Below are 23,486 nucleotides of genomic sequence, written 5' to 3'. Positions count from 1 at the left end.
CGATGCTCGTCCGCGACCACGGCTGCACCGCCGAGGGCTGCGACCGCACCACCGGACTCCACGCCCACCACCGGATCCGCTGGACCGACGGAGGCACCACCGACCTCGCCGACGGCACCCTGCTCTGCCACTGGCACCACAACCGCGCCCACGACCCCAGCTACCAGACCACCTACCTCCCCACCGGCAAGGTCCAGTTCCACCGCAGGACGTGAGTCGCAGGTCAGAGCGCGTAGAGCAGGCGCAGCACGGCAAAGACGACCGGCAGGCCGAAGATCACCAGCAGACCCCACGCCGCGATCCGGTGGGCCGGCTTGGTGGCGTCGAGCCGGCGGCGAAGTCGAGGATCGCGCCCTCGGGGACGTGATGGGTCAGCCCCATGGCGCGGGCGTCGGGAGGCAGGTGCTGGCCGGGGAACCAGTACGGCGGCGCGTCGGGGTCGTCCGGCTCGGGATCCTCGGCGTACGGATCAGCGACCTCGCCCTCCCTCATGCCGCAACGGTACGCCCGAACTCGCTGGGCCGCGCGACTCCGCTCCCGTAGCATGGACGAGCACGATCACCTACGGAAAGGCAGCCCGTCCGGGCCTCATGACTGACTCGCAAGCGACCAGGCACACCACCAAGCACACCGTCGTGGTCCCCAACAGCATCAACATGGTCAGCCTGCTCGGACCCGGTGACGAGCACCTCGACCTGATCGAGCGCTCCTTCGACGCCCAGGTCCACGTCCGTGGCAACCGCATCTCCTTCGACGGCGACCCCGGCGAGGTCGCCCTCGCCGAGCGTCTGCTCGAGGAGCTGGTGGCGATCATCCGCACCGGACAGGGCGTCACGACCGAGACCGTCGACCGCGTGCTGGCGATGCTGCGCGCCGAGACGACCGAGCGCCCCGCCGACGTGCTGAGCCTGAACATCCTCAGCAACCGGGGCCGTTCGATCCGCCCCAAGACGCTCAACCAGAAGCGCTACGTCGACTCGATCGACAAGCACACGATCACCTTCGGCATCGGCCCCGCCGGCACCGGCAAGACCTACCTCGCCGTCGCCAAGGCCGTGCAGGCACTGCAGTCCAAGCAGGTCAACCGGATCATCCTCAGCCGCCCGGCCGTCGAGGCGGGGGAGAAGCTGGGCTTCCTGCCGGGCACGCTCACCGAGAAGATCGACCCCTACCTGCGGCCGCTCTACGACGCGCTCCACGACATGCTCGACCCGGAGACGATCCCCAAGCTGCTGGCGGCCGGGACGATCGAGATCGCACCGCTGGCGTTCCTGCGCGGGCGCTCCCTCAACGACTCGTTCATCATCCTCGACGAGGCGCAGAACACCACGCCCGAGCAGATGAAGATGTTCCTGACGCGGCTCGGCTTCGGCTCGAAGATCGTGGTCACCGGCGACGTCACGCAGACCGACCTGCCGAGCGGGCAGAAGTCCGGCCTGCGCGCGGTGGAGGAGATCCTCGACGAGATCGAGGACATCTCGTTCAACCGGCTCACCAGCCACGACGTCGTCCGGCACAAGCTGGTCGGCCGGATCGTCGCGGCGTACGACGACCACGACGCGCGCGCGAGCCTCAGGCACGCGAAGTCATGAGCATCGAGATCCTCAACGAGTCGGGCCGCGAGCTCGACGTCAAGCGGCTGGCGGAGCTCAGCCGCTTCGTCATGGACCGGATGCGCGTGCACCCGCAGGCGGAGCTGTGCATCAAGGCCGTCGACGAGCCGACCATCGCCGAGCTCAACGAGCAGTGGATGGAGAAGCAGGGGCCGACCGACGTGCTGGCCTTCCCGATGGACGAGCTGCGGCCTGGCCTGGTCAACGAGGACCCCGAGGAGGGCGTGCTCGGCGACCTCGTGCTCTGCCCCGTCGTCGCCGCCCGTCAGGGCGAGACCGCCGGGCACGGCACCGAGGCCGAGATCGAGCTGCTGACGGTGCACGGCATCCTGCACCTGCTGGGCTACGACCACGCCGAGCCGGAGGAGCACAAGGAGATGTTCGGGCTCCAGGACGAGCTCCTCGTCGCGTGGCGCGCGCCGCACGCGGGTTGAGTCCGGTGATCGATCCGTGAACGGCGGAGACATCTGGCTGCTCGTCGTCGCCGCCGCGCTTGTCGTCCTCGCGGGCCTCTTCTCGGCCGCCGACGCCGCGCTCGCGTCGTTCTCCCGGGCCCGCGCCGAGGAGCTGCTCGCCGAGAGTCGCCCCGGCGCCAAGCGGCTGGTGGCGCTGCTCGAGGACCCGCCTCGCTACCTCAACACGGCGCTCCTGCTCCGCCTGCTGTGCGAGATCTCCGCCATCGTCCTGGTCGCGCTGACGATCGACGACGCGTTCGACGGCGCGTGGTGGCCGGCCGTGCTCACCACGATCGCCGTGATGCTGGTGGTCTCGTTCGTCGCGATCGGCGTCGCACCGCGGACCGTCGGCCGCCAGCACTCCGAGCGGATCGCGCTGCTCTCGGCCGCGCCGGTGTCCTTCATGACCGCCGTGCTCGGCCCGTTGCCGCGGCTGCTGATCCTCGTCGGCAACGCGCTGACGCCGGGCGAGGGCTTCCGCGAGGGTCCCTTCTCCACCGAGACCGAGCTGCGCGAGCTGGTCGACCTGGCCGAGGCCTCGTCGCTGATCGAGTCCGGCGAGCGGAAGATGATCCACGACGTGCTCGAGCTCGGCGACACCATCGCCCGAGAGGTGATGGTGCCGCGCACGGACGTCGTCTACATCGAGCGCCACAAGAACCTGCGCCAGACGCTCTCGCTCTTCCTGCGCAGCGGCTTCTCGCGACTCCCGGTGATCGGGGAGAACCTCGACGACGTCGTGGGCATCGCCTACCTCAAGGACATCGTCCGCCGCGACTTCGAGGCACCCGACGTAGAGTTCACCCAGCGCATCGACGAGGTGATGCGGCCGGCGCACTTCGTGCCCGACTCCAAGCCGGTCGACGCGCTGCTCTCCCAGATGCAGGCCATGCGCCAGCACATCGCCGTCGTCGTCGACGAGTACGGCGGCACCGCCGGACTGGTCACCATCGAGGACATCCTCGAGGAGATCGTCGGCGAGATCACCGACGAGTACGACGCGGAGGAGGTCGACGTCGAGACGCTCGAGGACGGCGCGGCACGGGTGTCCTCCCGCTACCCGATCGACGACCTCGACGAGCTCTTCGGCTTCGACGTCGAGGAGGAGGACGTCGACAGCGTCGGTGGCCTGATGGCCAAGCACCTCGGCCGGGTGCCGATCCCCGGCTCGGTGGTCGAGGCCCACGGGCTCCGCTTCGAGGCCGAGGCGGTCACCGGCCGACGCAACCGGATCGGCACGGTGCTGATCGCGCGGGTCGTGGACGAGGAGCAGGAGGAGGACGGCGATGACTGACCTTGTCGGCGAGGACCGGAAGCTGGTGACGCTCGCCCGCGCGACCCGAGCCCGCACCGGCGCGGCTGAGGGAGCGGCGGTCCGCGACCGTGACGGCCGCACGTACGCCGCCGCCACCGTCGACCTGCCTTCCCTGCAGGTCTCTGCGCTCGGCGTCTGCGTCGCGATGGCCATCGCGTCGGGCTCGCGAGGACTCGAGGCCGCCGTCGTCCTCTCGGAGGTCGACGGCGTCCTGCCCGCCGACCTCGACGTGATCCGCGACTTCGCCGGCGCCGGCGTCGTGGTCCACCGCGGCGACGTCAAGGGCGCCATCGCGTCGACGCTCACGACCTAGCCCGGGGGACCCCGGTGTGGACGGGGGGACCCCGGAGGGGAGTAAGTTCTTCGGATGTGAGTCTGCGTGGCTGGGGAGCACACGAGGGTGCGGTCGAGCGGTTGCGTTCGTCGTACGCCGCGATTGGACCGGGTTCGCCGGTGCGGCTGGCGAAGAAGACGTCCAACCTCTTCCGACCCCGTGCGGCGACCACGAGCCCAGGTCTCGACGTGTCCGGCCTCGACGGGGTCATCACGATCGACGTGGACGCGCAGACCGCCGACGTGCAGGGGATGTGCACCTACGAGGACCTCGTCGACGCGACGCTGCCGCACGGGCTGATCCCCTACGTCGTCCCGCAGCTGCGCACGATCACCCTCGGCGGTGCGGTCACCGGCCTGGGCATCGAGTCGACCAGCTTCCGCAACGGGCTGCCGCACGAGTCGGTGCTGGAGATGGACGTCTTCACCGGTGCGGGCGAGGTCGTGACGTGCCGCCCCACCGGCGACCACAGTGACCTCTTTGACGCGTTCCCCAACTCCTACGGCTCCCTGGGCTACGCCACCCGGCTGAAGATCCGGCTGGAGAAGGTGCCCGGGTTCGTCGCCCTGCGCCACGTGCGCTTCGACGACGCCGACCTGCTCGCCAAGTCGATCCGCGAGGTCGCCGAGACCGCGACGTACGACGGCGCCCGCGTCGACGCCTTGGACGGGGTCGCCTTCGCGCCGGGGGAGTACTACCTGACGCTCGCGCGGTGGACCGACGATGGCGGCGCGACCAGCGACTACACGGGCATGGACGTCTACTACCGGTCCATCCAGCAGCGGGCCGGCGCTGGGTCTGGCGGAGACCTGCTCACGACCTACGACTACCTCTGGCGGTGGGACACCGACTGGTTCTGGTGCTCGGGCGCCTTCGGCGTCCAGAACCCCACGGTGCGGCGCCTCTGGCCCAAGCGCTGGCGGCGCTCTGACGTCTACCACCGGCTCATCGGACTCGACCGGCGCCTCGGCTTCGCCGACTGGCTCGATCGGCGCAAGGGCAGACCGCTGCGCGAGCGCGTCATCCAGGACATCGAGGTGCCCGTGGAGCGACTGCCGGAGTTCCTCGACTGGTTCGACGACGAGGTCGGGATGCGGCCGGTCTGGCTCTGCCCGTGCAAGGCCGAGCGCGACTGGCCGACCTACCCGCTGGAGCCGCGCAAGCTCTACGTGAACGTCGGCTTCTGGGGCACCGTGCACGTCGGTCCCGAGGCCGTCGACGCCCCGCGCAACCGCGCGATCGAGGCGAAGGTCCACGAGCTCGACGGCCACAAGTCGCTCTACAGCGAGGCCTTCTACGACCGCGAGACCTTCGACGAGCTGTACGACGGCGCCAACCTCGCCGCCGTCAAGGGTCGCTACGACCCACAGGACCGGTTGACCACCCTGTACGACAAGGCGGTGAAGAGACGATGACCAGCATGACGATCGCCCAGGCCTTCGACTCCCTCTTGAGGGAGCCCCTGCCCCTGCGCTTCACGGCGTACGACGGGAGCGCGACCGGGCCGGAGGACGCGCCGTTCAAGTTCCACCTGCGCACCGAGCGCGGCCTCGCCTACCTCGTCACCGCTCCCGGTGACCTGGGCCTGGCGCGGGCCTACGTGAGCGGGGACCTCGAGATCGAGGGCGTGCACCCGGGGGACCCCTACGAGGCGATGCGCCTGCTCCAGAAGGGGCTCAAGCTGCGTCGACCGGCCCCCGGCGAGCTCGTCTCGCTGGTGCAGGCGGTCGGGCTGTCGAGCCTCAAGCCGCCGCCCCCGCCCCCGCAGGAGTCCACGCCGCGCTGGCGTCGTGTGCTCGAGGGCCTGCGCCACTCCGAGCGTCGCGACGCCGACTCGATCCACCACCACTACGACGTCTCCAACACCTTCTACGAGCACGTCCTGGGTCCCTCGATGACCTACACCTGCGCGATCTTCCCCACCGAGGACGCCACGCTGGAGGAGGCGCAACACACCAAGTACGACGTCGTCGCCCGCAAGCTCGACCTCCAGCCGGGCCAGCGGTTACTCGACCTCGGCTGCGGCTGGGGCGGCATGGTGCGCCACGCTGCCCGGGAGTACGGCGTGCACGCCCTCGGCGTGACGCTGTCGCGCGAGCAGGCGACCTGGGCTCAGCAGCGGATTAAGGAGGAGGGCCTCGACGACCTCGCCGAGGTCCGCCACATGGACTACCGCCACGTCGAGGAGTCCGGGTTCGACGCGGTCTCGTCTATCGGGCTCACCGAGCACATCGGCATCAAGAACTACCCGTCGTACTTCTCCTGGATCCGTGACCGCCTCAAGCCGCAGGGACGGCTGCTCAACCACTGCATCACCCGCAGCGACAACAAGTCGCGGGCCAGCGCGGGCGCGTTCATCGACCGCTACGTCTTCCCCGACGGCGAGCTCGCGGGCTCCGGCACCATCGTCGCGGCCGTCGAGGACGTGGGCCTCGAGGTCCAGCACCACGAGAACATCCGCGTCCACTACGCCAAGACGCTCGCCGGGTGGTGCCACAACCTCCAGGAGAATTGGGACGCGTGCGTCGACGAGGTCGGCCTCGGCACCGCCCGGGTCTGGGGCCTCTACATGGCCGGCTCGCGGCTGGCGTTCGAGCGCAACGAGATCCAGCTCCACCACGTGCTCGCCACGAAGACCGACGACCAGGGCACCAGCGGCTACCCCCTCCGGCACACCTTCTGAGCGCCACCGGCGGTGGTGGGGGAAGGACGGAGTCCTGTCTCGAAACCGCCACCGGTAGCGTGATCCCGTGAGCACGAGGGCCCAGCAGTACGACGCGGAGGTCCTGCGCCGCGAGCAGCTCTCGGAGCACCTGGTGCGGCTGACGCTCGGTGGGGCCGGGCTCGCGGACTTCAGGAGCACCGGCATCCCCGACGAGTGGGTCGGCCTGGTGGTGCCCGGGCAGTTCCAGAGCCGCTACTACACCGTGCGGTCCTGGGAGGGCGCCGAGATGGTGCTCGACGTGGTCGTGCACGAGGTCGGCCTCGTCACCGAGTGGGCGCGCCGCGACGTGGTCGGCGAGACGGTGACGATCACCGAGCCCAAGGGCTCGTTCGACCTGCCGGCCGGTGCGCAGTGGCTGATCCTGGTCGGCGACCTCACCGCGATGCCGGCGATGGCCCGGATCGCCGAGTCCGTCGACCTGAGGACCCACGTGATCGCCGAGGTGCCGGACGAGCTGCCGGGCTACCTCCCGTCGGGAGCCCACGTGACCTGGTTGCGGCCGGTCGACGGCCGGTCGCGGCTCGCGCCGGTCGTGGAGGGGCTGGACTGGCCCGAGGGCGACGGCTACTTCTGGATGGCGGGGGAGTCCGCGCAGATGCGGGCGATCCGCAAGCACCTGATGCGCGAGCGCCGGCTCCCGAGCTCGGCGTACGACGTGATGGGCTACTGGCGAGGCGGCCAGCGCCAACCGCGCGCCGTCGACCCCGGCCCGATCTGGCGGGCGGGCCAGGCGGCGGGGAAGAGCGACGAGCAGATCTGGGCGGAGTACGACGAGGCGAGGGATGCGCATGGCTGAGCACAGGAGCGGGTTCGTCTCCTTCGTGGGACGCCCCAACGCCGGCAAGTCGACGCTGACCAACGCCCTGGTCGGCCAGAAGGTCGTGATCACCTCCGACAAGCCCCAGACCACGCGCACGGTGGTCCGCGGCATCGTGCACCGCGACGACGCCCAGCTGATCCTGGTCGACACGCCGGGCCTGCATCGCCCGCGCACGCTGCTCGGCGAGCGCCTCAACGACCTGGTGAAGACGACGCTGGCCGAGGTCGACGTCGTCGCCGTCTGCTTCCCGGCCGACGAGAAGATCGGGCCGGGCGACCGGTTCATCGCGACCGAGATGGCGAAGATCAAGCGGACCAGGAAGGTCGCCGTCGCGACCAAGACCGACCTGGCCTCGGGGGAGCAGATCGGTCGGCACCTGCTCGACATCCAGGCGCTGGGCGCCGACATCGGCATCGAGTGGGCCGAGATCGTCCCGGTGTCCGCGAGGGCCGGCGACCAGGTCGGGCTCCTCCAGGACCTGCTGGTGGCGCTGCTGCCCGAGGGCCCGCAGCTCTACCCCGACGGAGACCTCACCGATGCTCCGGAAGAGATCCTGGTGGCCGAGCTGATCCGCGAGTCCGCGCTCGACGGCCTGCGTGACGAGCTGCCGCACTCGGTCGCCGTCGTCGTCGAGGAGATGCGGCTGCGTGCGGACCGGCCGGAGGACAGGCCGCTCGTCGACATCCACGCGAACGTCTACGTCGAGCGCGACTCCCAGAAGGGCATCATCATCGGTCCGAAGGGGTCGCGGCTGCGCACGATCGGGGCCACGGCGCGCACGCAGATCGAGGCGCTGCTCGGCACACCGGTCTACCTCGACCTGCACGTCAAGGTCGCCAAGGACTGGCAGCGCGACCCGCGCCAGCTGCGGAAGCTGGGCTTCTGAATCAGCTCGGAGCCCAGCAGATCCCGTAGTGCTGGCCGTCGCGCCACTGCTCGGCGCTGGGCCACTCGTAGCCCCACCGGTAGTCCAGCGCTCCGTCGGCCGCCTCCGCTCCGGCGTCCCGGCAGGGCTCGTCGCCCGCCGAGCGGACCTCGTCGACGCCGGGGTAGGAGGCCTGCTCGAACGGGACCGTGTCGACCGCACGCCAGGTGTGCCTCGTCGAGCAGATGACGCGCTCGAACCGCGCAGTGCCCGGCTCCGCCGTCCCACACATGCCGTAGCGGTCGCGACCCTTCGGCCGTCCGAGCGCCCCGCGCAGCTCGCCCCTCAGGTCGGCGAGCCGTTCGTGGCCCGCGAGCGCCACGGCGTCGCAGCGCCACCACGATGCACCGGCGTCGCGCGCCTCCTCGGTCGGCGTGAACCACACCGGCCGCAGCATGCTGAGCCGCCGGTCCCGGGTCGAGCCGCCGACGTACGACGAGAAGCGCCGCGGGCACTCGCGCGCGGCCCGACGACCATCACCCACCGCGACCGTCCGCGCGGTGTGGCGACGCCGGCAGGGGACCGGACTCGCGTCGTTGCTCGTGGCGATCGCCTCGTCGTAGTCGAGCCGGTAGCAGGCGTCGCGCTCCGGCGGCGGAGGCGGCGTCGGCGCCTCGGCCTTCGCCTCGGGCGAGGGCGACGAGGCGGGCTCGTCGGGCTGGTCGACGCCGGTGCACGCGCCGAGCAGCAGCGTGCCCGCCACGACCAGCGCTGCCGCAGCCCTCATTGGGCCGTCTTGGCCCAGCACACGGACCGCCGGTTGCCGGCCTGCCACTCGGCCTCGTGGAACCACGTGTAGCCGAAGTCGTAGTCCACGGGGTAGTTGAGCCAGGCCCCGACCGACTTCGAGCAGAAGTCGCGTGTCGTCACCTCGACCATCCGGTCTCCGGGGTAGTCGTCCTTGCGCTCGCCCAGCGAGATCGTGGTGACGGCCCGCCAGGTGTGCGCCTCCGTGCACGGCACCTTGACGGATCCGGCGACCGTGGCGCCGTCGGCGCAGACCATCCAGGAGTCCTTCGGCCGGCCGAGCAGCAGGTCGCGGGCGCTCGTTGGCAGGTCGACGTACTCCTTGCTCTGCTCGCCGCCGCCGACGACGTCGCAGCGGAACCAGCGGGCACCCTCGTCCCAGGCGTCCTGCGACGGGCGGAACCACGCCCAGCTGACCACGGTGCGCATCACGAGGCTCTCATCGGCGCCGAGGAACTCCCGGAACCCGTCCGAGCACTTCGCGTACGCCCAGGCGCCGAGCTCAGAGTCGTCGTAGTCGACGTCGTCGAAGTCGCTCGGCAGGTCGCCGACCGCGTAGGTCTCGGCCGTGTGGGCCTCAGCGCACGGCACGGGCGCGGTGTCGTCGGCCGGCTGGGCGACCTCGTCCGAAGTGAGCACCCGGCACGCCCCGAGCTCCGGCGCCTCCATGTCGGCGGGCTCGCCGTCACGGTTGCCACAGGCGGTGAGGGACAGCGCGACCGCGAGAGCGAGCACGGCGAGGCGCACGCGTTCTCCTCTCAGGCTCGGCGGCGGTCCGCGCGATCGTACCGCTGTCGCTCAGGTCAGCAGTGCGGCCAGGGTCCCGCCGAGCTCGTACGCCGCCTCCCGGTGCCGGTCCTCGACGTCGCCGACGACCTCGAGCACCTCGGCCGCCTGGACCCAGGGCAGCGCGCCCACGATCGACTGCACGGACCGGACCGCACCCGTCACGTCGTACCGCCCGTGCACCCAGAGCCCGTACGGCTTCTTGCCACCCGTCTCGGTCGCGGCCGCCGAGCCGTCGTCGGAGAGCGCCCCGCCCGCCTCGAGGAAGATCGTGTCGAAGAAGTGCTTGAGCGCCCCGCTCATGTACCCGAAGTTGGCGGTCGTCCCGAGGAGGTAGCCGTCCGCCGCCAGCACGTCCTCGGCGCGCGCGTCCAGGGCCTCCCGCTCCACCACCTCGACGCCGTCGATCTCGTCGTCGTGCGCCCCCGCCAGCACCGCGTCGGTCAGCGCACGGACGGTCGGGGTCGGGGAGTGGTGGACGACGAGCAGCCGGGACATGCCCTCAGGCTGGCACAGCGCCGTCACCGGTGCTCGACCACCGGATGGCGGACGACCGGAGACGCGAGGAGGGCGGGTGGGCTATCGTGGCGCACGTCATGATGCGCCAGCTCCTCCTTCGCTGCCGCAGCGAGGTCTGAGCCCCACGGTTGGGAAGAGTCCGGACCCCCTCGCTGCGGAGTGATCGCGTGCGCCGGCCCCGAAGCCAGAGCCCCACACCGAGCGAGGACCCATCATGACCCACCAGACGAACTTGGCCGAGCAGAAGCCGAGCGGCATGCCCGTCGAGCGCTACCGCCCGTTCCCGCCCATCGACCTGCCCGACCGCACCTGGCCGTCGCGCACGATCACCGAGGCGCCGCGGTGGCTCTCGACCGACCTGCGCGACGGCAACCAGGCGCTCATCGACCCGATGAACCCGGCCCGCAAGATGGCGATGTTCAACCTGCTCGTGCAGATGGGCTACAAGGAGATCGAGGTCGGGTTCCCGAGCGCGAGCGAGACCGACTTCGCGTTCGTGCGCCAGTTGATCGAGGGAGACCACATCCCCGACGACGTGACGATCTCGGTGCTCACCCAGGCGCGCGAGGACCTCATCGAGCGGAGCGTGGAGTCGCTGGTCGGCGTACCCCGCGCCAACATCCACCTCTACAACGCACTGGCCCCGCTCTTCCGCCGCGTGGTCTTCCGCGCGAGCAAGGACGAGATCAAGGACATCGCGGTGCGCGGCACCGAGCTGGTGATGAAGCACGGCGAGGCCCGCCTCGACATGACCGTGATCGGCTACGAGTACAGCCCCGAGATCTTCACCAGCACCGAGCTGCCGTTCTCGGTCGAGGTCTGCGAGGCCGTCAGCGACGTGTGGCAGCCCGAGGACGGACGCGAGATCATCCTCAACCTGCCCGCGACCATCGAGGTCGCGACGCCCAACGTGTACGCCGACCAGATCGAGTGGTTCGGACGCCAGCTCACCCGGCGGGAGAGCACCGTGATCTCGCTGCACCCCCACAACGACCGCGGCACGGCGGTCGCCGCGACCGAGCTCGCGATGATGGCCGGCGCCGACCGGGTCGAGGGCTGCCTCTTCGGCCACGGCGAGCGCACCGGCAACGTCGACCTGGTGACGCTGGGCATGAACCTCTTCAGCCAGGGCGTCGACCCGATGATCGACTTCTCCGACATCGACGAGATCCGGCGCACGGTCGAGTACTGCACCAACCTGCCGGTGCACCCGCGGCACCCGTACGCCGGCGACCTCGTCTACACGGCGTTCTCCGGCTCCCACCAGGACGCGATCAAGAAGGGCCTGGAGGACCTCGACCGACAGGCCGCCGAGCAGGGGGTCCCGGTCGGGACGCTGCCCTGGGAGGCGCCGTACCTTCCGATCGACCCCAAGGACGTGGGCCGCACCTACGAGGCGGTCATCCGCGTCAACAGCCAGTCGGGCAAGGGCGGCGTCGCCTACATCCTCAAGGCCGAGCACAAGCTCGACCTGCCGCGCCGCGCGCAGATCGAGTTCAGCCGCGTGGTCCAGGAGCGCACCGACGCCGAGGGGGGCGAGATGACCCCGGAGGCGATCTGGGAGGTCTTCTCCTCGGAGTACCTCCACCGCGAGACGCCGCTCAAGCTCAACTCGGTGCACACGTCGTCGGCGGCAGGGGCGAAGGACGCCCTCGACGTGAACGTCTACGTCGATGGCGAGCTGACCAGCCTCCACGGCGAGGGCAACGGACCGATCGCGGCCTTCGTCAACGCGATCAACGAGCTCCCCGCGCCCGAGGGGCAGGCGAGCTGGGACGTCCGGGTGCTCGACTACGCCGAGCACGCGCTGTCGGCCGGCGGCGACGCCCTCGCCGCGGCGTACGTCGAGTGCCTGGTCAGCGACCAGGTCTACTGGGGCGTCGGGGTCGACGCCAACATCGTCACGGCGTCGCTCAAGGCCGTGATCAGCGCGGTGAACCGGAGCCGACCCGGGCCAGCGGCAGCCTGACGGTGAACGTGGTGCCCTCCAGGTGGGCGGACCGCACGTCGATGCGCCCACCGTGGGCCGCCACGATCGCCGCGACGATCGACAGTCCCAGCCCGGTGCCCTGGATCGCGCGCTGCTGAGCCGTCGACGAGCGGAAGAAGCGCTCGAACAGCCCGGACTGCTCGTCCTCCGGGATGCCGATGCCGGTGTCGGCGACGGCGAGGATCGCCTCGCCGTCGCGCACGTCGATGGTGACCTCGATCCGGCCGCCGTCGTCGGTGAACTTGATGGCGTTGCTGAGCAGGTTGGTCAGCACCCGCTCGAGCTGTCCCCGGTCGCCGAGCACCGGCACCGGCGGGTCCGCCGTGGTGACGACGAGCTCGAGGTCGCGGCCGACCAGCTGGGCGCGCAGCGCGTCCTCGGCGCCGACGACGATCGAGGTCAGGTCGAGGGCGCCGCGCTCCCAGGCGACGGCGCCTGAGTCGAGCCCGCTCAGGGTCAGCAGGTCGTCGCAGAGCAGGATCAGCCGCTGGCCGTTGCGGGCGATGCTCGCCAGCAGCGGCCGCTGCTCGGGTGCCGGATCGACCAGTGAGCCGTCCTCGAGGATCTCGGTGTAGCCGACGATGCTGGTCACCGGCGTCCGCAGCTCGTGGCTGACCGTGGAGACGAAGTCGTTCTTGGCGGCGTCCACCTCACGCATCCGCTGCACGGCGAGGCGCTCCTTCTCGAGTGCCGCGATGAGCATCTCCTGGCCGGCGCGCGCCTCGGTGACGTCGCGGCCGACGCACAGGAAGCCGTAGCGCGCGGTGAGGCTGTCGGTGACCGCGCTGAGCGTCATCGCGACCGTGTGGCGATGGCCGTCGGCGCCGATCCACACCCAGTCGCGGGCCGCGGTCTCGCCGAACGCCTCGACACCGGCGACGAGGCGGGCGAACGCCGTCTCGCCCGGGGTGTCGGCCGTGCGCTGGGCGAGCTGCTCGCGGTCGAGGAGGTCGATGAACGGCGTGCCGACGATGTCCTGGGCGTCGTGGCCGAGCAGGTTCACGGCACCGGAGTTGAAGACCGTGATCCGACCGTCGGTGTCGATGCCGATGAGCGCCGTGGTGATGGCGGCCTCCAGGATGTGCCGGTTGAAGCCGGCGGCCCGTCGCTCCTGGGTCAGGTCGGTGCCCGTGATCACCACGTGCGTCGGACGGTCCCGCTCGTCGCGCACGTAGCCGGTGTTCCACAGCACCCTCCGGCGCTGCCCGAGGTTGGTGATGAGGTTGGTCTCCCGGCTGACCTGGCTGTCCGCCTCGTCGGGAAGGCCGGCGGGGTAGCCGGTCGACCCCGGTCCCGCGAACGGCATCTCCCAGATCGGGCGCCCGACGAGGTCGCTCTCGACGTAGCCCGTCACCGCCGTGGTGCCGCCGTTGATCCGCACGACCACGCCGTACAGGTCGGTCACGAGGATCATCGTCGGGATCGTGTCGAGCGTGGCGTTGGTGAGCTTCTCGCTGCGGGCCAGGTCGCGGATCAGCCGGCGTCGCTGGTCGACGGCGACCGCGAGCGGGATCGTGAGCAGCATCGCGCAGAGCAGGTAGCCCTGGACGAGCGCGCCCATCACCGACGCGCTGATCGCGCCGCGCTCGTAGTCGAACCCGAACGGCCCCCAGCCCTTCGCGCTGAGCAGGGTCACCACGATGCTGAAGGCGACCAGCTCCCACGTGAGCGCTCGCAGATCGAGCCGCAGCGCCGCCCAGACCAGCACGGGCAGCGGGAGGAACGTCGCCGACAGGTCCTGCTCGGGCGAGAAGACGACCAGGGTCAGCGCGAGCAGGGCGACGGTCTGCGCCGCGAGCTCCGCCTGGCGCTCCAGCGGTCGGCGCCGCTCCGGCGCGGTCAGCAGGGCAGGGACGACGATGAGCGTCGCGGCGGTGTGGCTGGTGAAGAACGTCCGCGCGATCGAGAGGGGGTCGGCGACGCCGGTCAGGGCGACCGACACCGTCGCCACGACCGTGACCGCGAGGCCGCCGAGGACCGCGGCGACCAGCAGCCGGAGGAGGACGTCGGTGGAGTCGAGGCGGGGCGCGCCGTCGCGGTCGTTGCCCCGCCGCAGCACGCTCGCCGCGACGAGCGCCTCGGCGGCGTTGCCGATCGCGAACAGCACCGTGATCCCGACGTCGCGACCACCGGTGATGCTCGCCAGGGCCGTGAGCACCACGATCGCGCACGCCAGCAGCGGCCAGCGCCGGCGCGGCTGGACGACCAGCAGCCCGACCGACAGCCCGGCCGCCGGCCACCACGCGGCCACGCTGTCGGCCTGCGGCGCGAAGGCGACCGCGTTGACCCCCGCGACGTAGGCGAGCGCGAGGAGGACGACCGCCGCCGGCCAGGTCGCGAGGCGGCCCGAGAACGACATGCCGCACAGTCTCTGACACGCGGGCCCCTACCGGCGAGTACACGCCGGGCGCGACCGGCTCGAGTCGCCGGAGGCGGCGGTCGCGCTCGCGCAGCGCTGCCGAGGCGCGCCGCGCCGCCGCCGTCGTACCGGATCCCGATCCGGCCCGGCACAATTGGACGGTGCTCTACCGTGACGAGGCGATCGTGCTGCGCACCCACAAGCTGGGTGAGGCCGACCGCATCATCACGCTGCTGACCCGCCACCACGGGAGGGTCCGGGCGGTGGCCAAGGGCGTACGCCGCACGACGTCGCGCTTCGGCTCCCGGCTCGAGCCGTTCACCCACGTCGACCTGCAGCTCGCCGAAGGCCGCAACCTCGACACGATCACCCAGGCCGAGACGCTCGCGCCGTACGCGAAGGGCCTCGGGCTCGACTACGACCGCTACACCGCCGGCACCGTGATGCTCGAGACGGCCGACCGGCTGGTGCCCGAGGAGCGGGAGCCGGCGCTCCAGCAGTTCCTGCTGCTGGTCGGCGGGCTCCGCGTGCTGGTGGCGGGCGAGCACGGACCGGGCCAGGTGCTCGACTCCTACCTGCTGCGCTCGCTCGCGGTCGCCGGGTACGCCCCGTCGTTCGAGCACTGCGCACGGTGCGGCGCGGTGCCGAGCCCGGGAGCGGGGCCCCACCGCTGGTTCAACCCGTCGATGGGCGGGATGCTCTGCGTGACGTGCCGCGTCCCCGGCTCCGCCAACCCGGCGCCCGAGACCGTGGACCTGCTCGCGGCGCTGCTGACCGGCGACTGGCCGGTCGTCGACGCCGCCCACCAGCGCCACCTCCGGGAGGCGGGCGGCCTGGTCGCGGCCTACCTCGCCTGGCACCTCGAGCGGGGCTTGAAGTCCCTCGAGCACGTCGAACGCTGACGGAGCGCCCAGGACTCTCAGGACGATCCCGGTGGTGCCGATAGCACGGAAGGAGCGAATCCAGGAGGCTAGGTGCGGAGGCTCGGGCGACGCCTGCGGTGGGTGGGCAATCAGCTGGCATGGCATGACGAGCTGCCCGACCCACGCGTGCTCCAGAGTGCCTTCGCGGTCACCCTGCTGGGCATCGCCGCGGTCCGGGCCGTCGATGGTGGACTGAGCGACCCCGTCTCCTGGCCGGTCGCAGGGATCCTGCTGACCGTGGCCGCGGCCGTGGTGCTCGTCCTGCGTCCGTCGCTGGCCGAGGTCGCCTCTGTACGGCGGGGTGCCGCCGTGCTCGACATCGCCGCGGTCGGGATGCTCGCCGCCGGCCCCGATCTCGGAGGCGCCTCACCGCTCGTCGTGCTGCCGGCGCTGTGGCTCGGCCTGGAGCTGGGGCTGCCCGGTGCCGGGCTGGCGGTCGTCGCGACCCTCGCGTCCGTCACCGTCCCCGGACTCCTCGTGCACGGCACCGGCCCGGTCACCGTCGAACGGCTCGTGACGCTGCCCATGATCGCCGGGATCGCGGCGGCCGCGATCACCTTCGGCGTCCGAACGGCCCGGTCGGCCCAGGCACGCGCGGAGGCCCGGGAGGCCGACCTGGTCGCGGCGATGAGCGTGATCGAACGCAACCGACGGTCGGCGAACGCGATCTTCGAGGCCGTCCCCATCGGCCTCGCGCTGCTCGACGCGGAGGGTGAGGCGGTGCTGGTCAACCAGCGCCTCGCCGAGTTCTCCGAGCTCGCCTACCCGGGCGGCGACCTCTCGAACCCGTGGGTGTTCGACGAGAGCGGCACGGATCGTCTGGAGCTCGACGACGTGCCCACGGCGAGGGCCAGGCGTGGCGAGGACTTCAACGACGCCCGGGTCTGGATCGGCGAGGACGAGGCAGCCCGGCGGGCGATGTCGGTCTCGGCGCGCCGGGTCGAGGACGACGACGGCAACCTGATGGGTGCCGCGGTGTCCTACGCCGACGTGACCCAGCTGATGCGCGCCCTCCAGGTCAAGGAGGAGTTCGTCGCACTCGTCTCCCACGAGCTGCGCACCCCACTGACGTCGATCATCGGGTACGTCGCGGTGGCGCTCGAGCGCGACGACCTGGACCCGGGCCTGCGGCGGCACCTCGAGGTCGTCGCGCGCAACGCTCATCGCCTGCACGGCCTCGTCCGCGACCTGCTCGACCTGGCGCAGCCCACCGGCCGTGCCGCTCGACAGGCCGAGTGCGCGACCGACCTGGCGACGATCGTGCACGAGTGCGTGCTCGCCGCCCGGCCCCACGCCGAGCGTGCCGGGGTCGACCTGCACGTGGTCGCACCCACCTCGCTCGCCTACTCGGGAGACCCACGACGCCTGGCGCAGGTCGTCGACCACCTGGTGTCGAACGCGATCAAGTACACCGAGCGAGGTGGGCGCGCGTCTGTCCAGGTCGAGCACACCGAGTGCCGTGCCGTGATCCGGGTGCGTGACACCGGCATCGGCATCAGCTCCGACGACCACGGCCAGCTCTTCAACCGGTTCTTCCGCACCCGCGAGGCGACGCTGCGCGCCATCCAGGGCGTCGGTCTGGGGCTCGCCATCGCCAAGACGATCGTCGAGAGCCACGGCGGCGTCATCGAGGTCGAGAGCGAGATCGGTCGCGGCAGCGAGTTCCGGGTCGTGCTGCCGATCCGGGCGGCCGAGCTCGTCTCCTGAGGGAGGTGTGGAGGTGGGACGTCGCCGGTCGCTGGTGACCGCCGTGGAGCCGCGCGTCCGCGACACCCGGTTCCGCGTGACGCCGCCCGTGGAGGGAGTCGCATGACTAGTGTCGTGCGTCGGATGTTGTTGAACGGTTGGCGTGCTCAGGGTGCGTGCGCTGCAAGGCGCCGGAGCGACGCCATACCCGCCCGTCTCGCGAGCTTCGGCAACGTAGCAGAGCGCGTGCCATGTGTGCGCGAAGCGCACAGAAACTTCCGACGCGCGGCACTAGGCTCGCGGCCGTGAGACGCGACGTACGCCGACCGACGCCGCACCCGTCCGGGGCGCGCCCGCCGGCGATCCCGAAGTCGCTGGTGCCCGGGCACGTCGCGATCGTGATGGACGGCAACGGGCGCTGGGCCAAGGAGCGCGGGCTGCCGCGCACCCGGGGCCACGAGCAGGGTGAGCACTCGCTCTTCGACGTCGTCGAGGGCGCCATCGAGATCGGGGTCAAGGCGATCTCGGCCTACGCGTTCTCGACCGAGAACTGGTCGCGCTCGCCGGATGAGGTGAAGTTCCTGATGGGCTTCAACCGCGACGTCATCCGTCGCCGCCGCGACGAGATGCACGAGCTGGGGGTCCGGGTCCGCTGGGCGGGCCGCACGCCGCGGCTGTGGAAGTCGGTCGTCGACGAGCTCCGCACGGCCGAGGAGCTGACCCGGAAGAACGACGTGCTGACGCTGACCATGTGCGTCAACTACGGCGGTCGCGCCGAGCTCGCCGACACCGCCCGCAGCATCGGCCGCGAGGTCGCCGCCGGGCGGCTCGACCCCGAGAAGATCAGCGAGAAGACGTTCGCCCGGCACCTCTATGTGCCCGAGGTCGCCGACGCCGACATGGTGTGGCGCACCTCGGGCGAGCAGCGGCTCTCGAACTTCATGCTCTGGCAGGCGGCGTACGCCGAGCTCGTCTTCACCGACGTGCTCTGGCCCGACGTCGACCGCCGCCACCTGTGGCAGGCGGTCGAGCTCTACGCCCGGCGCGATCGGCGGTACGGGGGCGCCGTACCGAACCCGGAATGACGACGCCGGGGGATCGCGGGGTCGCGCGGCCCGGCGCGTGGTGGCGCCTGGGGCCGTTCGTCGAGCCCGCCACCTTCCAGGTCGCGTTCACGATCTTCTACGCCCTCGACGCGGGCTTCCGGGTGCTGTTCGGCTACCGCTTCGGCCTCCTCAGCGGTCCCGGCCTCGGCGCGGTCGCCGCCGGCGTCCTCCTGGTCGTCGCCCTGGTGGTGCCCTGGGAGCGACTGGATCCCCGGCTGTCGCTGGTGCTCCCGGTCGCCGACATCGCCGTCGTCGGCGTGACCCGGCTCAGCCCCGAGGGTGGCAACGGGATGCTGCTCGTCTTCCCTGCGCTGTGGCTCGGGCGCACCTGGGGCCGGATCGGGGTGTGGACCACGGGCGTCGCCACGCTGCTGCTGGTCACCGTGCCCGCGCTCCTCTACAGCGCGCCCGACCCGATCCTGATGGGCCGCGCGGTCTTCTTCCCCCTGGTCGCGGGCGCCGCCGCCCTGGTGATCGCCGACGGCATGGAGCGCGTCCGCCTCGGGCGTGCCGAGGCGGAGCGCCAGCGCGACCGGCTCGCCGAGGCGCTCGAGACGATCGACCACCAGCAGCGGGTCAGCCAGGCGATCTTCGACACCACCGACGTGGGCCTGATCCTGCTGGGCCGCTCGGGGGAGTACGCCGGGATGAACCGGCGGCACCGCGAGTTCCTGGAGCTGGCCTTCCCCGAGGGCCACCGTGGCCGCGCCGGGCAGCTGGGCAACGTCTTCGCCGCCGACGCGCGGACGCCCCTCGAGATGGAGGACATGCCGAGCTACCGCGCCAGCCAGGGCGAGGAGTTCGACGACGTGCGGATGTGGGTCGGTGACGACCCCGCGGAGCGGCGGGCGCTCTCGGTGTCCGCCCGGACCGTGCGGGCGGAGGACGGCTCGTTCGCCGGCGCCGCCCTCGCCTACCACGACGTCACCGACTTCATGCGCGCCCTGCGCGTCAAGGACGAGTTCGTGGCGCTGGTCTCCCACGAGCTGCGCACGCCGCTGACCTCGATCGTGGGCTACGTGCAGATCCTCGAGGAGGACGAGACCCTCACGCCGCGCGCGCAGGACCAGCTCCAGGTGGTGCACCGCAACGCCGAGCGTCTGCGGCGCCTGATCGCCGACCTGCTCGACACCGCGCAGCGTGACGGCCGGCCGATGCCGATCAACCGGACGACGGCCGACCTCGCCGCGATCGTTGTCGAGTCGGTCGAGGCCGCGCGACCAGCGGCCGACCGCGCCGGGGTCGGGCTCACGCTGTCGGCACCGGACCGGCTGAGCCTGGGCCTGGACCCGCAGCGGATCGCCCAGGTCGTCGACAACCTGGTCTCGAACGCCGTCAAGTACACCGAGGACGGCGGGCACGTCGCCGTCCGGCTGTCGGTGGACGCGGACCGCGCCGAGATCGAGGTGACCGACACCGGCATCGGCATCTCGGCACCCGACCGTGAGCGCCTGTTCACCCGCTTCTTCCGCACCGCCGACGCCGCCAGCCGCGCCGTGGCGGGTGCCGGACTCGGGCTGAGCATCACCAAGGACATCGTCGAGAGCCACGGGGGCCGGATCGAGGTCGAGAGCGAGCCGGGCCGGGGCAGCGTCTTCCGAGTGCGTCTCCCGCTGCAGGCCTGACCGGCGCCGCGGCGTACGACGTCAGGCGCAGGCGGGGCAGGTGCCGAAGATCTCGAGCGTGTGGCTCACCTCGGCGTACCCGTGCTCGGCGGCGATGCTCCGGGTCCACCGCTCCACGGTCGGGCCCTCGACCTCGACGGTGGCGCCACAGGAACGGCACACGAGGTGGTGGTGGTGGCTCTCCGAGCAGCGTCGGTAGATCGCCTCGCCCTCCTCGGTGCGCAGCACGTCGACCTCGCCGGCCTCGGCCAGGCGCTGGAGGGTCCGGTAGACGGTGGCCAGGCCGACCTGATCGCCGCGCTCGCCGAGCAGCTCGTGGATGTCCTGCGCCGACCGGAAGTCGGCGAACGACGTCATGGCCTCGACCACGGCCCGGCGCTGGCGGGTCGGCCGCAGCGGCGGCGTGGGGTCAGTGCTCGTCATAGTGCCTCCCGTGGGGCGCGTGGCGGTGTCCGTCGTGCACGTAGTCGACGTGGTCGCCGTGCGGCACGGCCATGTGGCCGCAGTCCTCGCCGTGCTGGTGCGGGTGCGGGTCGGTCTCCTGGTGCGCCGCGGCGGGGACGACGGGGAACGGCTGCCGCAGCCGGCGCCTCCGTCGCATCCAGATGCCGACCGGCCAGGCCAGGACGAAGCCGGCGAGCGCCAGCAGCACGATCGTCGGACCGGGCGCCACGCGCGCGTCGAAGGAGAGGTACGCCGACAGCAGCAGGCCACCCACGGACGCGGCGGTGCCGAGCGCCATCGCCGCACCCAGGGTGGTGCGGAAGGAGCGGCTCAGCTGCTGGGACGTCGCGACCGGGACGACCATCAGCGCCGAGACCAGCAGCAGGCCGACGGTGCGCATCGCGACCGTCACCGTCACCGCAGCGAGCACCGCGACCAGCAGGTTGTAGGCGCGGATGTTGAGCCCGGCGACCCGGGCGAACTCCTGGTCCTGTGCGACCGCGAACAGCTGCGGCGCGAGGCCGACGCAGATCAGGATCACCACGGCCGCGAGGGCCATCGTGACGATCACGTCGGTCCTCGAGATCGTGGTGATCGCGCCGAAGAGGTACTGGTTGAGCCGGGCGCCGCTCTCGTTGGCGAGACCGGTGATGAGGACGCCGCCCGCGAGGCCGCCGTAGAAGAGCAGGGCGAGCGCGACGTCGCCGTTCGCGTGGCCGCGCTCGCGGATCACCTCGATCGCGATGGCGCCGGCGATCGCGACGAGCACAGCGGTCCAGGTGGGCGTGGCGCCGGTCAGGAGGCCGAGCGCGACGCCGGTGACGGCGACGTGGCCGATGCCGTCGCCCATCAGCGCCATCCGCCGCTGGACCAGGTAGGTGCCGATCGCCGGCGCGGCCAGGCCGGTGAAGACCGCGGCCAGCAGCGCGCGTTGCATGAAGTCGTAGGAGAGCAGGTCCCAGTAGGTCATCGGTCGCCTCGCTCGATGAGGGACGAGACGTGCGGCGCGTGATCGTGGTGCTCCGGCTCGTGGTGGTGATGGTGGTGGTGCCCGTCCAGGTGCGCGGTCGCGACCTGCTCGCTGGCGAGCGGCGGGCCGTCGTACGCGATCCGGCCGTCCCGCATCACGACCGCCCGGTCGATCAGCGGGGCCATCGGTCCGAGCTCGTGGGCGACCAGCACGATCGTGGCGCCGCGCCCGGACATCGTGCGGAGGGTGTCGGCGAGCACCTGCTGGTTGGGCAGGTCGACGCCGGCGGTCGGCTCGTCGAGGAAGAACAGCTCCGGCTCGCCGGCCAGCGCGCGGGCGATCAGCACTCGCTGCTGCTGGCCGCCCGACAGCGAGGAGACGCTCTCGCCAGAGCGGTGCGCGAGCCCGACCACGTCGAGGGCGTCGGCGATCGCGGCGCGGTCGGCGCGCCCCAGCGGGCGCAGCAGCTTGCGCCGGGTCAGTCGGCCGGACGCGACGACCTCCCACACCGAGGCGGGGACGCCGGAGGCGGCAGTGCCGCGCTGGGGGACGAACCCCACCCGCTGCCAGTCGTGGAACGACCCGAACGGCGTGCCGAACAGGCTGAGCGCGCCGGTCGCCAGCGGCCAGAGCCCCGTGAGCGCGCGGACCAGCGTCGACTTGCCGGAGCCGTTGGCGCCCATCAGCGCGACGAACTCGCCGGACCGCACGGTCAGGTCGATGTGCCGCAGGATCGGGCGGCCGGCGATCGCGACCGCGCCGTTGTCGAGCTCGACGACGGGACTGCTCAACAGCCGTTCGCCTCCTCGAGGGCAGCCAGGTTCTGCTCCATCAGGGAAAGGTAGTCCTCGTCGGCCGTCTCGTCCGACAGGCCCTCCACCGGGTCGAGCACGGCGACCTTCGCACCGGTGTCGCTCGCGAGCTGCTCGGCGATCGCCGGGCTGACCAGCGACTCGTAGAAGACGGTCGTCACGCCCTCCTCCTCGATGACCTCCTGCAGGTGCGCGAGGTCGGCCGGGGTCGGCTCGGCATCGGGGGAGAGACCCGCGATCGGCTCGAACTCGAGGCCGTAGCGGCTCAGGTAGCCGAACGCGTCGTGGGCCACGACGACCGCGTGCCGCTCGCACCTGGCCAGTCCATCGGCGTACGCCGCGTCGAGCGCCTCGAGGTCGCCGCGCAGGTCGGCGGCGTTGTCGCGGAGGTCGCCGGCGTGGTCGGGGTCGATCTCGGCAAGCCGGTCGGCCAGCTCGTCGCCGAGGTCGGCCATCAGCAGCGGGTCCTGCCAGAAGTGCGGGTCGGTGTCGCCGTGGTCGTGCTCCTCGCCCTCCTCCTCGCCCTCGTCCGCGTGCTCGTGGTCGTGGTCGGCCGCGCCCGCCGGGCGAAGCTCGACGGCCTCGGACACGTCGAAGGTCTCGCCCTCGGCGGTGGTGTCCACGGCGTCGTCGACCGACGGCTGGAAGCCGTGCAGGTAGACGACCAGGTCGGCCTGGGCGACCTGGGCGGTCTCCTTCACGGTGAGCTCGAGGTCGTGCGGCTCGCCACCGGGGGCGGTGAGGTTGTCGACGGTCGCGTGCGCGCCGGCGACCCGCTCGGCGACGTACTGGAGGGGGTAGAACGCCGCCGCGACCTCGACCCCGTCGGCGGAGGTGGCGGAGTCGTCGAAGGCGGAGCAGCCACTCAGTGACCAGGTGAGGGCGAGCACAGTGCCTGTGGCCGCGACGGCGAGTCTCTTCATGAGAACCATTCTCAGATCAGTTGAGAACGATTGTCAAACCGGAGGCGCGGCTACGCTCGCCCCGTGCTCGTCGTGTACCGCTTCGGTGTCCCCGCGGCCGAGGGGGAGTCCTTCCGCGCCGACCTCCAGACCGCCCGGGAGGCGCTGGCCGCGTGCGCCGGCTACGTCGGGGGCGAGGTCGGTCGCAACGTCGACGACCCGGAGCTGTGGGTGCTCAGCATGCGCTGGGAGAACGTCGGCAGCTACCGACGCGCGCTGTCGTCGTACGACGTGAAGCTGCGGGCGGTCGCCACCCTGTCACGGGCGATCGAGGAGCCGTCGGCCTACGAGCTGGTCGAGCCGGGAGCCACCCTCAATATCGAGTCGCCGCGGTCGATAGGCTGAGACCTCTCAGTCTCACGATCCGCAG

General features: G+C 71.6%; 24 protein-coding genes. 15 read left to right on the top strand and 9 right to left on the bottom strand.

Translation table 11 applies throughout. The features are described from left to right. The coding region (locus PZ894_RS09870) for an HNH endonuclease signature motif containing protein (protein WP_275744370.1) at nt 1–215 on the top strand (215 nt) is incomplete at its 5' end. A 61-nt stretch (nt 216–276) separates the two neighbouring features. Here the strand turns inward: PZ894_RS09870 and PZ894_RS09865 are convergent. Continuing rightward, entirely contained in the window at nt 277–492 is a 216-nt protein-coding gene (locus PZ894_RS09865) for a hypothetical protein (protein ID WP_275744369.1), read from the bottom strand. A gap of 98 nt (nt 493–590) precedes the next feature. Between PZ894_RS09865 and PZ894_RS09860 the strand changes: the two genes are divergently transcribed. From PZ894_RS09860 to era, 8 genes are all read left to right on the top strand, one after another. Next, on the top strand, nt 591–1,592 hold the full coding sequence (locus tag PZ894_RS09860; protein ID WP_275744367.1) for a PhoH family protein: 1,002 nt from the start codon (nt 591–593) through the stop codon (nt 1,590–1,592). After that, nucleotides 1,589–2,047, top strand: coding sequence for an rRNA maturation RNase YbeY (ybeY, locus tag PZ894_RS09855; RefSeq protein ID WP_275744365.1), 459 nt, complete (start codon nt 1,589–1,591; stop codon nt 2,045–2,047). The genes PZ894_RS09860 and ybeY overlap by 4 nt, the downstream gene beginning before the upstream one ends. Nucleotides 2,048–2,063: 16 nt before the next feature. Then, the gene (locus tag PZ894_RS09850) at nt 2,064–3,362 is read left to right on the top strand and encodes a hemolysin family protein (RefSeq protein WP_275744363.1); all 1,299 of its coding nucleotides are present in this window, start codon (nt 2,064–2,066) and stop codon (nt 3,360–3,362) included. Further along, nucleotides 3,355–3,696 carry a cytidine deaminase gene (locus PZ894_RS09845; protein WP_275744362.1) on the top strand — a complete coding sequence of 114 codons (342 nt, stop codon included), beginning with the start codon at nt 3,355–3,357 and terminating at the stop codon, nt 3,694–3,696. Before PZ894_RS09850 ends, PZ894_RS09845 begins: the two co-directional genes overlap by 8 nt. Nucleotides 3,697–3,710: 14 nt before the next feature. Beyond that, entirely contained in the window at nt 3,711–5,132 is a 1,422-nt protein-coding gene (locus PZ894_RS09840; RefSeq protein ID WP_345799146.1) for an FAD-binding oxidoreductase, read from the top strand. Beyond that, entirely contained in the window at nt 5,129–6,400 is a 1,272-nt protein-coding gene (locus tag PZ894_RS09835; protein ID WP_275744359.1) for a class I SAM-dependent methyltransferase, read from the top strand. The genes PZ894_RS09840 and PZ894_RS09835 overlap by 4 nt, the downstream gene beginning before the upstream one ends. A gap of 67 nt (nt 6,401–6,467) precedes the next feature. Next, entirely contained in the window at nt 6,468–7,238 is a 771-nt protein-coding gene (locus tag PZ894_RS09830) for a siderophore-interacting protein (protein ID WP_275744357.1), read from the top strand. Continuing rightward, entirely contained in the window at nt 7,231–8,148 is a 918-nt protein-coding gene (gene era, locus PZ894_RS09825) for a GTPase Era (RefSeq protein ID WP_275744355.1), read from the top strand. Before PZ894_RS09830 ends, era begins: the two co-directional genes overlap by 8 nt. 1 nt (nt 8,149) lies before the next feature. On the opposite strand, the gene PZ894_RS09820 is transcribed toward era, so the two are convergent. From PZ894_RS09820 to PZ894_RS09810, 3 genes are read right to left on the bottom strand one after another with little or no spacing between them, the layout of a single operon-like run. After that, nucleotides 8,150–8,914, bottom strand: coding sequence for a septum formation family protein (locus tag PZ894_RS09820; RefSeq protein WP_275744354.1), 765 nt, complete (start codon nt 8,912–8,914; stop codon nt 8,150–8,152). Beyond that, nucleotides 8,911–9,681, bottom strand: a complete 771-nt coding sequence (locus PZ894_RS09815; RefSeq protein ID WP_275744353.1) for a septum formation family protein — start codon at nt 9,679–9,681, stop codon at nt 8,911–8,913. The genes PZ894_RS09820 and PZ894_RS09815 overlap by 4 nt, the downstream gene beginning before the upstream one ends. Nucleotides 9,682–9,732: 51 nt before the next feature. Next, nucleotides 9,733–10,218, bottom strand: a complete 486-nt coding sequence (locus tag PZ894_RS09810; protein ID WP_275744351.1) for a flavodoxin family protein — start codon at nt 10,216–10,218, stop codon at nt 9,733–9,735. Nucleotides 10,219–10,453: 235 nt separating this feature from the next. Here PZ894_RS09810 and leuA point away from each other — a divergent pair, with 235 nt between their 5' ends. Beyond that, complete coding sequence (gene leuA, locus PZ894_RS09805; RefSeq protein WP_275744350.1) at nt 10,454–12,208, top strand: 2-isopropylmalate synthase; 1,755 nt, start codon at nt 10,454–10,456, stop codon at nt 12,206–12,208. Here the strand turns inward: leuA and PZ894_RS09800 are convergent. Beyond that, nucleotides 12,165–14,588 (bottom strand): ATP-binding protein, encoded by a 2,424-nt coding sequence (locus tag PZ894_RS09800; protein WP_275744349.1) that lies wholly within the window; start codon nt 14,586–14,588, stop codon nt 12,165–12,167. The two genes, leuA and PZ894_RS09800, sit on opposite strands and share 44 nt — an antisense overlap. 161 nt (nt 14,589–14,749) lie before the next feature. Between PZ894_RS09800 and recO the strand changes: the two genes are divergently transcribed. The 4 genes from recO to PZ894_RS09780 all read left to right on the top strand — a co-directional run bounded on the left by recO (nt 14,750) and on the right by PZ894_RS09780 (nt 19,928). Beyond that, nucleotides 14,750–15,490 (top strand): DNA repair protein RecO, encoded by a 741-nt coding sequence (recO, locus tag PZ894_RS09795; RefSeq protein WP_275744347.1) that lies wholly within the window; start codon nt 14,750–14,752, stop codon nt 15,488–15,490. Nucleotides 15,491–15,592: 102 nt separating this feature from the next. Then, nucleotides 15,593–17,218 (top strand): ATP-binding protein, encoded by a 1,626-nt coding sequence (locus PZ894_RS09790; protein WP_275744345.1) that lies wholly within the window; start codon nt 15,593–15,595, stop codon nt 17,216–17,218. Between the two features lie 284 nt (nt 17,219–17,502). Next, a complete protein-coding gene (locus PZ894_RS09785; RefSeq protein WP_275744343.1) occupies nt 17,503–18,282 on the top strand; it encodes an isoprenyl transferase in 780 nt (259 codons plus the stop codon). Beyond that, on the top strand, nt 18,279–19,928 hold the full coding sequence (locus PZ894_RS09780; protein ID WP_275744342.1) for an ATP-binding protein: 1,650 nt from the start codon (nt 18,279–18,281) through the stop codon (nt 19,926–19,928). The genes PZ894_RS09785 and PZ894_RS09780 overlap by 4 nt, the downstream gene beginning before the upstream one ends. A gap of 21 nt (nt 19,929–19,949) precedes the next feature. On the opposite strand, the gene PZ894_RS09775 is transcribed toward PZ894_RS09780, so the two are convergent. Genes PZ894_RS09775 through PZ894_RS09760 form a run of 4 tightly spaced genes read right to left on the bottom strand, consistent with a single transcriptional unit; the run spans nt 19,950 to nt 23,077 of the window. Beyond that, nucleotides 19,950–20,351, bottom strand: coding sequence for a Fur family transcriptional regulator (locus PZ894_RS09775; protein WP_275744341.1), 402 nt, complete (start codon nt 20,349–20,351; stop codon nt 19,950–19,952). After that, nucleotides 20,338–21,342 carry a metal ABC transporter permease gene (locus tag PZ894_RS09770; protein WP_275744340.1) on the bottom strand — a complete coding sequence of 335 codons (1,005 nt, stop codon included), beginning with the start codon at nt 21,340–21,342 and terminating at the stop codon, nt 20,338–20,340. Before PZ894_RS09770 ends, PZ894_RS09775 begins: the two co-directional genes overlap by 14 nt. Beyond that, entirely contained in the window at nt 21,339–22,133 is a 795-nt protein-coding gene (locus PZ894_RS09765) for a metal ABC transporter ATP-binding protein (RefSeq protein WP_275744339.1), read from the bottom strand. Before PZ894_RS09765 ends, PZ894_RS09770 begins: the two co-directional genes overlap by 4 nt. Beyond that, entirely contained in the window at nt 22,130–23,077 is a 948-nt protein-coding gene (locus PZ894_RS09760; protein WP_275744337.1) for a metal ABC transporter substrate-binding protein, read from the bottom strand. The genes PZ894_RS09765 and PZ894_RS09760 overlap by 4 nt, the downstream gene beginning before the upstream one ends. 63 nt (nt 23,078–23,140) lie before the next feature. On the opposite strand from PZ894_RS09760, the gene PZ894_RS09755 reads away from it, so the two are divergent. Beyond that, nucleotides 23,141–23,461, top strand: a complete 321-nt coding sequence (locus PZ894_RS09755) for an antibiotic biosynthesis monooxygenase (protein ID WP_275744334.1) — start codon at nt 23,141–23,143, stop codon at nt 23,459–23,461. Nucleotides 23,462–23,486 lie beyond the last annotated feature (25 nt).

Origin of the sequence: Nocardioides sp. YIM 152315, from assembly GCF_029210375.1 — a bacterium.
Classification (GTDB): Bacteria; Actinomycetota; Actinomycetes; order Propionibacteriales; family Nocardioidaceae; genus Nocardioides.
This window is presented reverse-complemented; position numbering and strand designations above follow the sequence as displayed.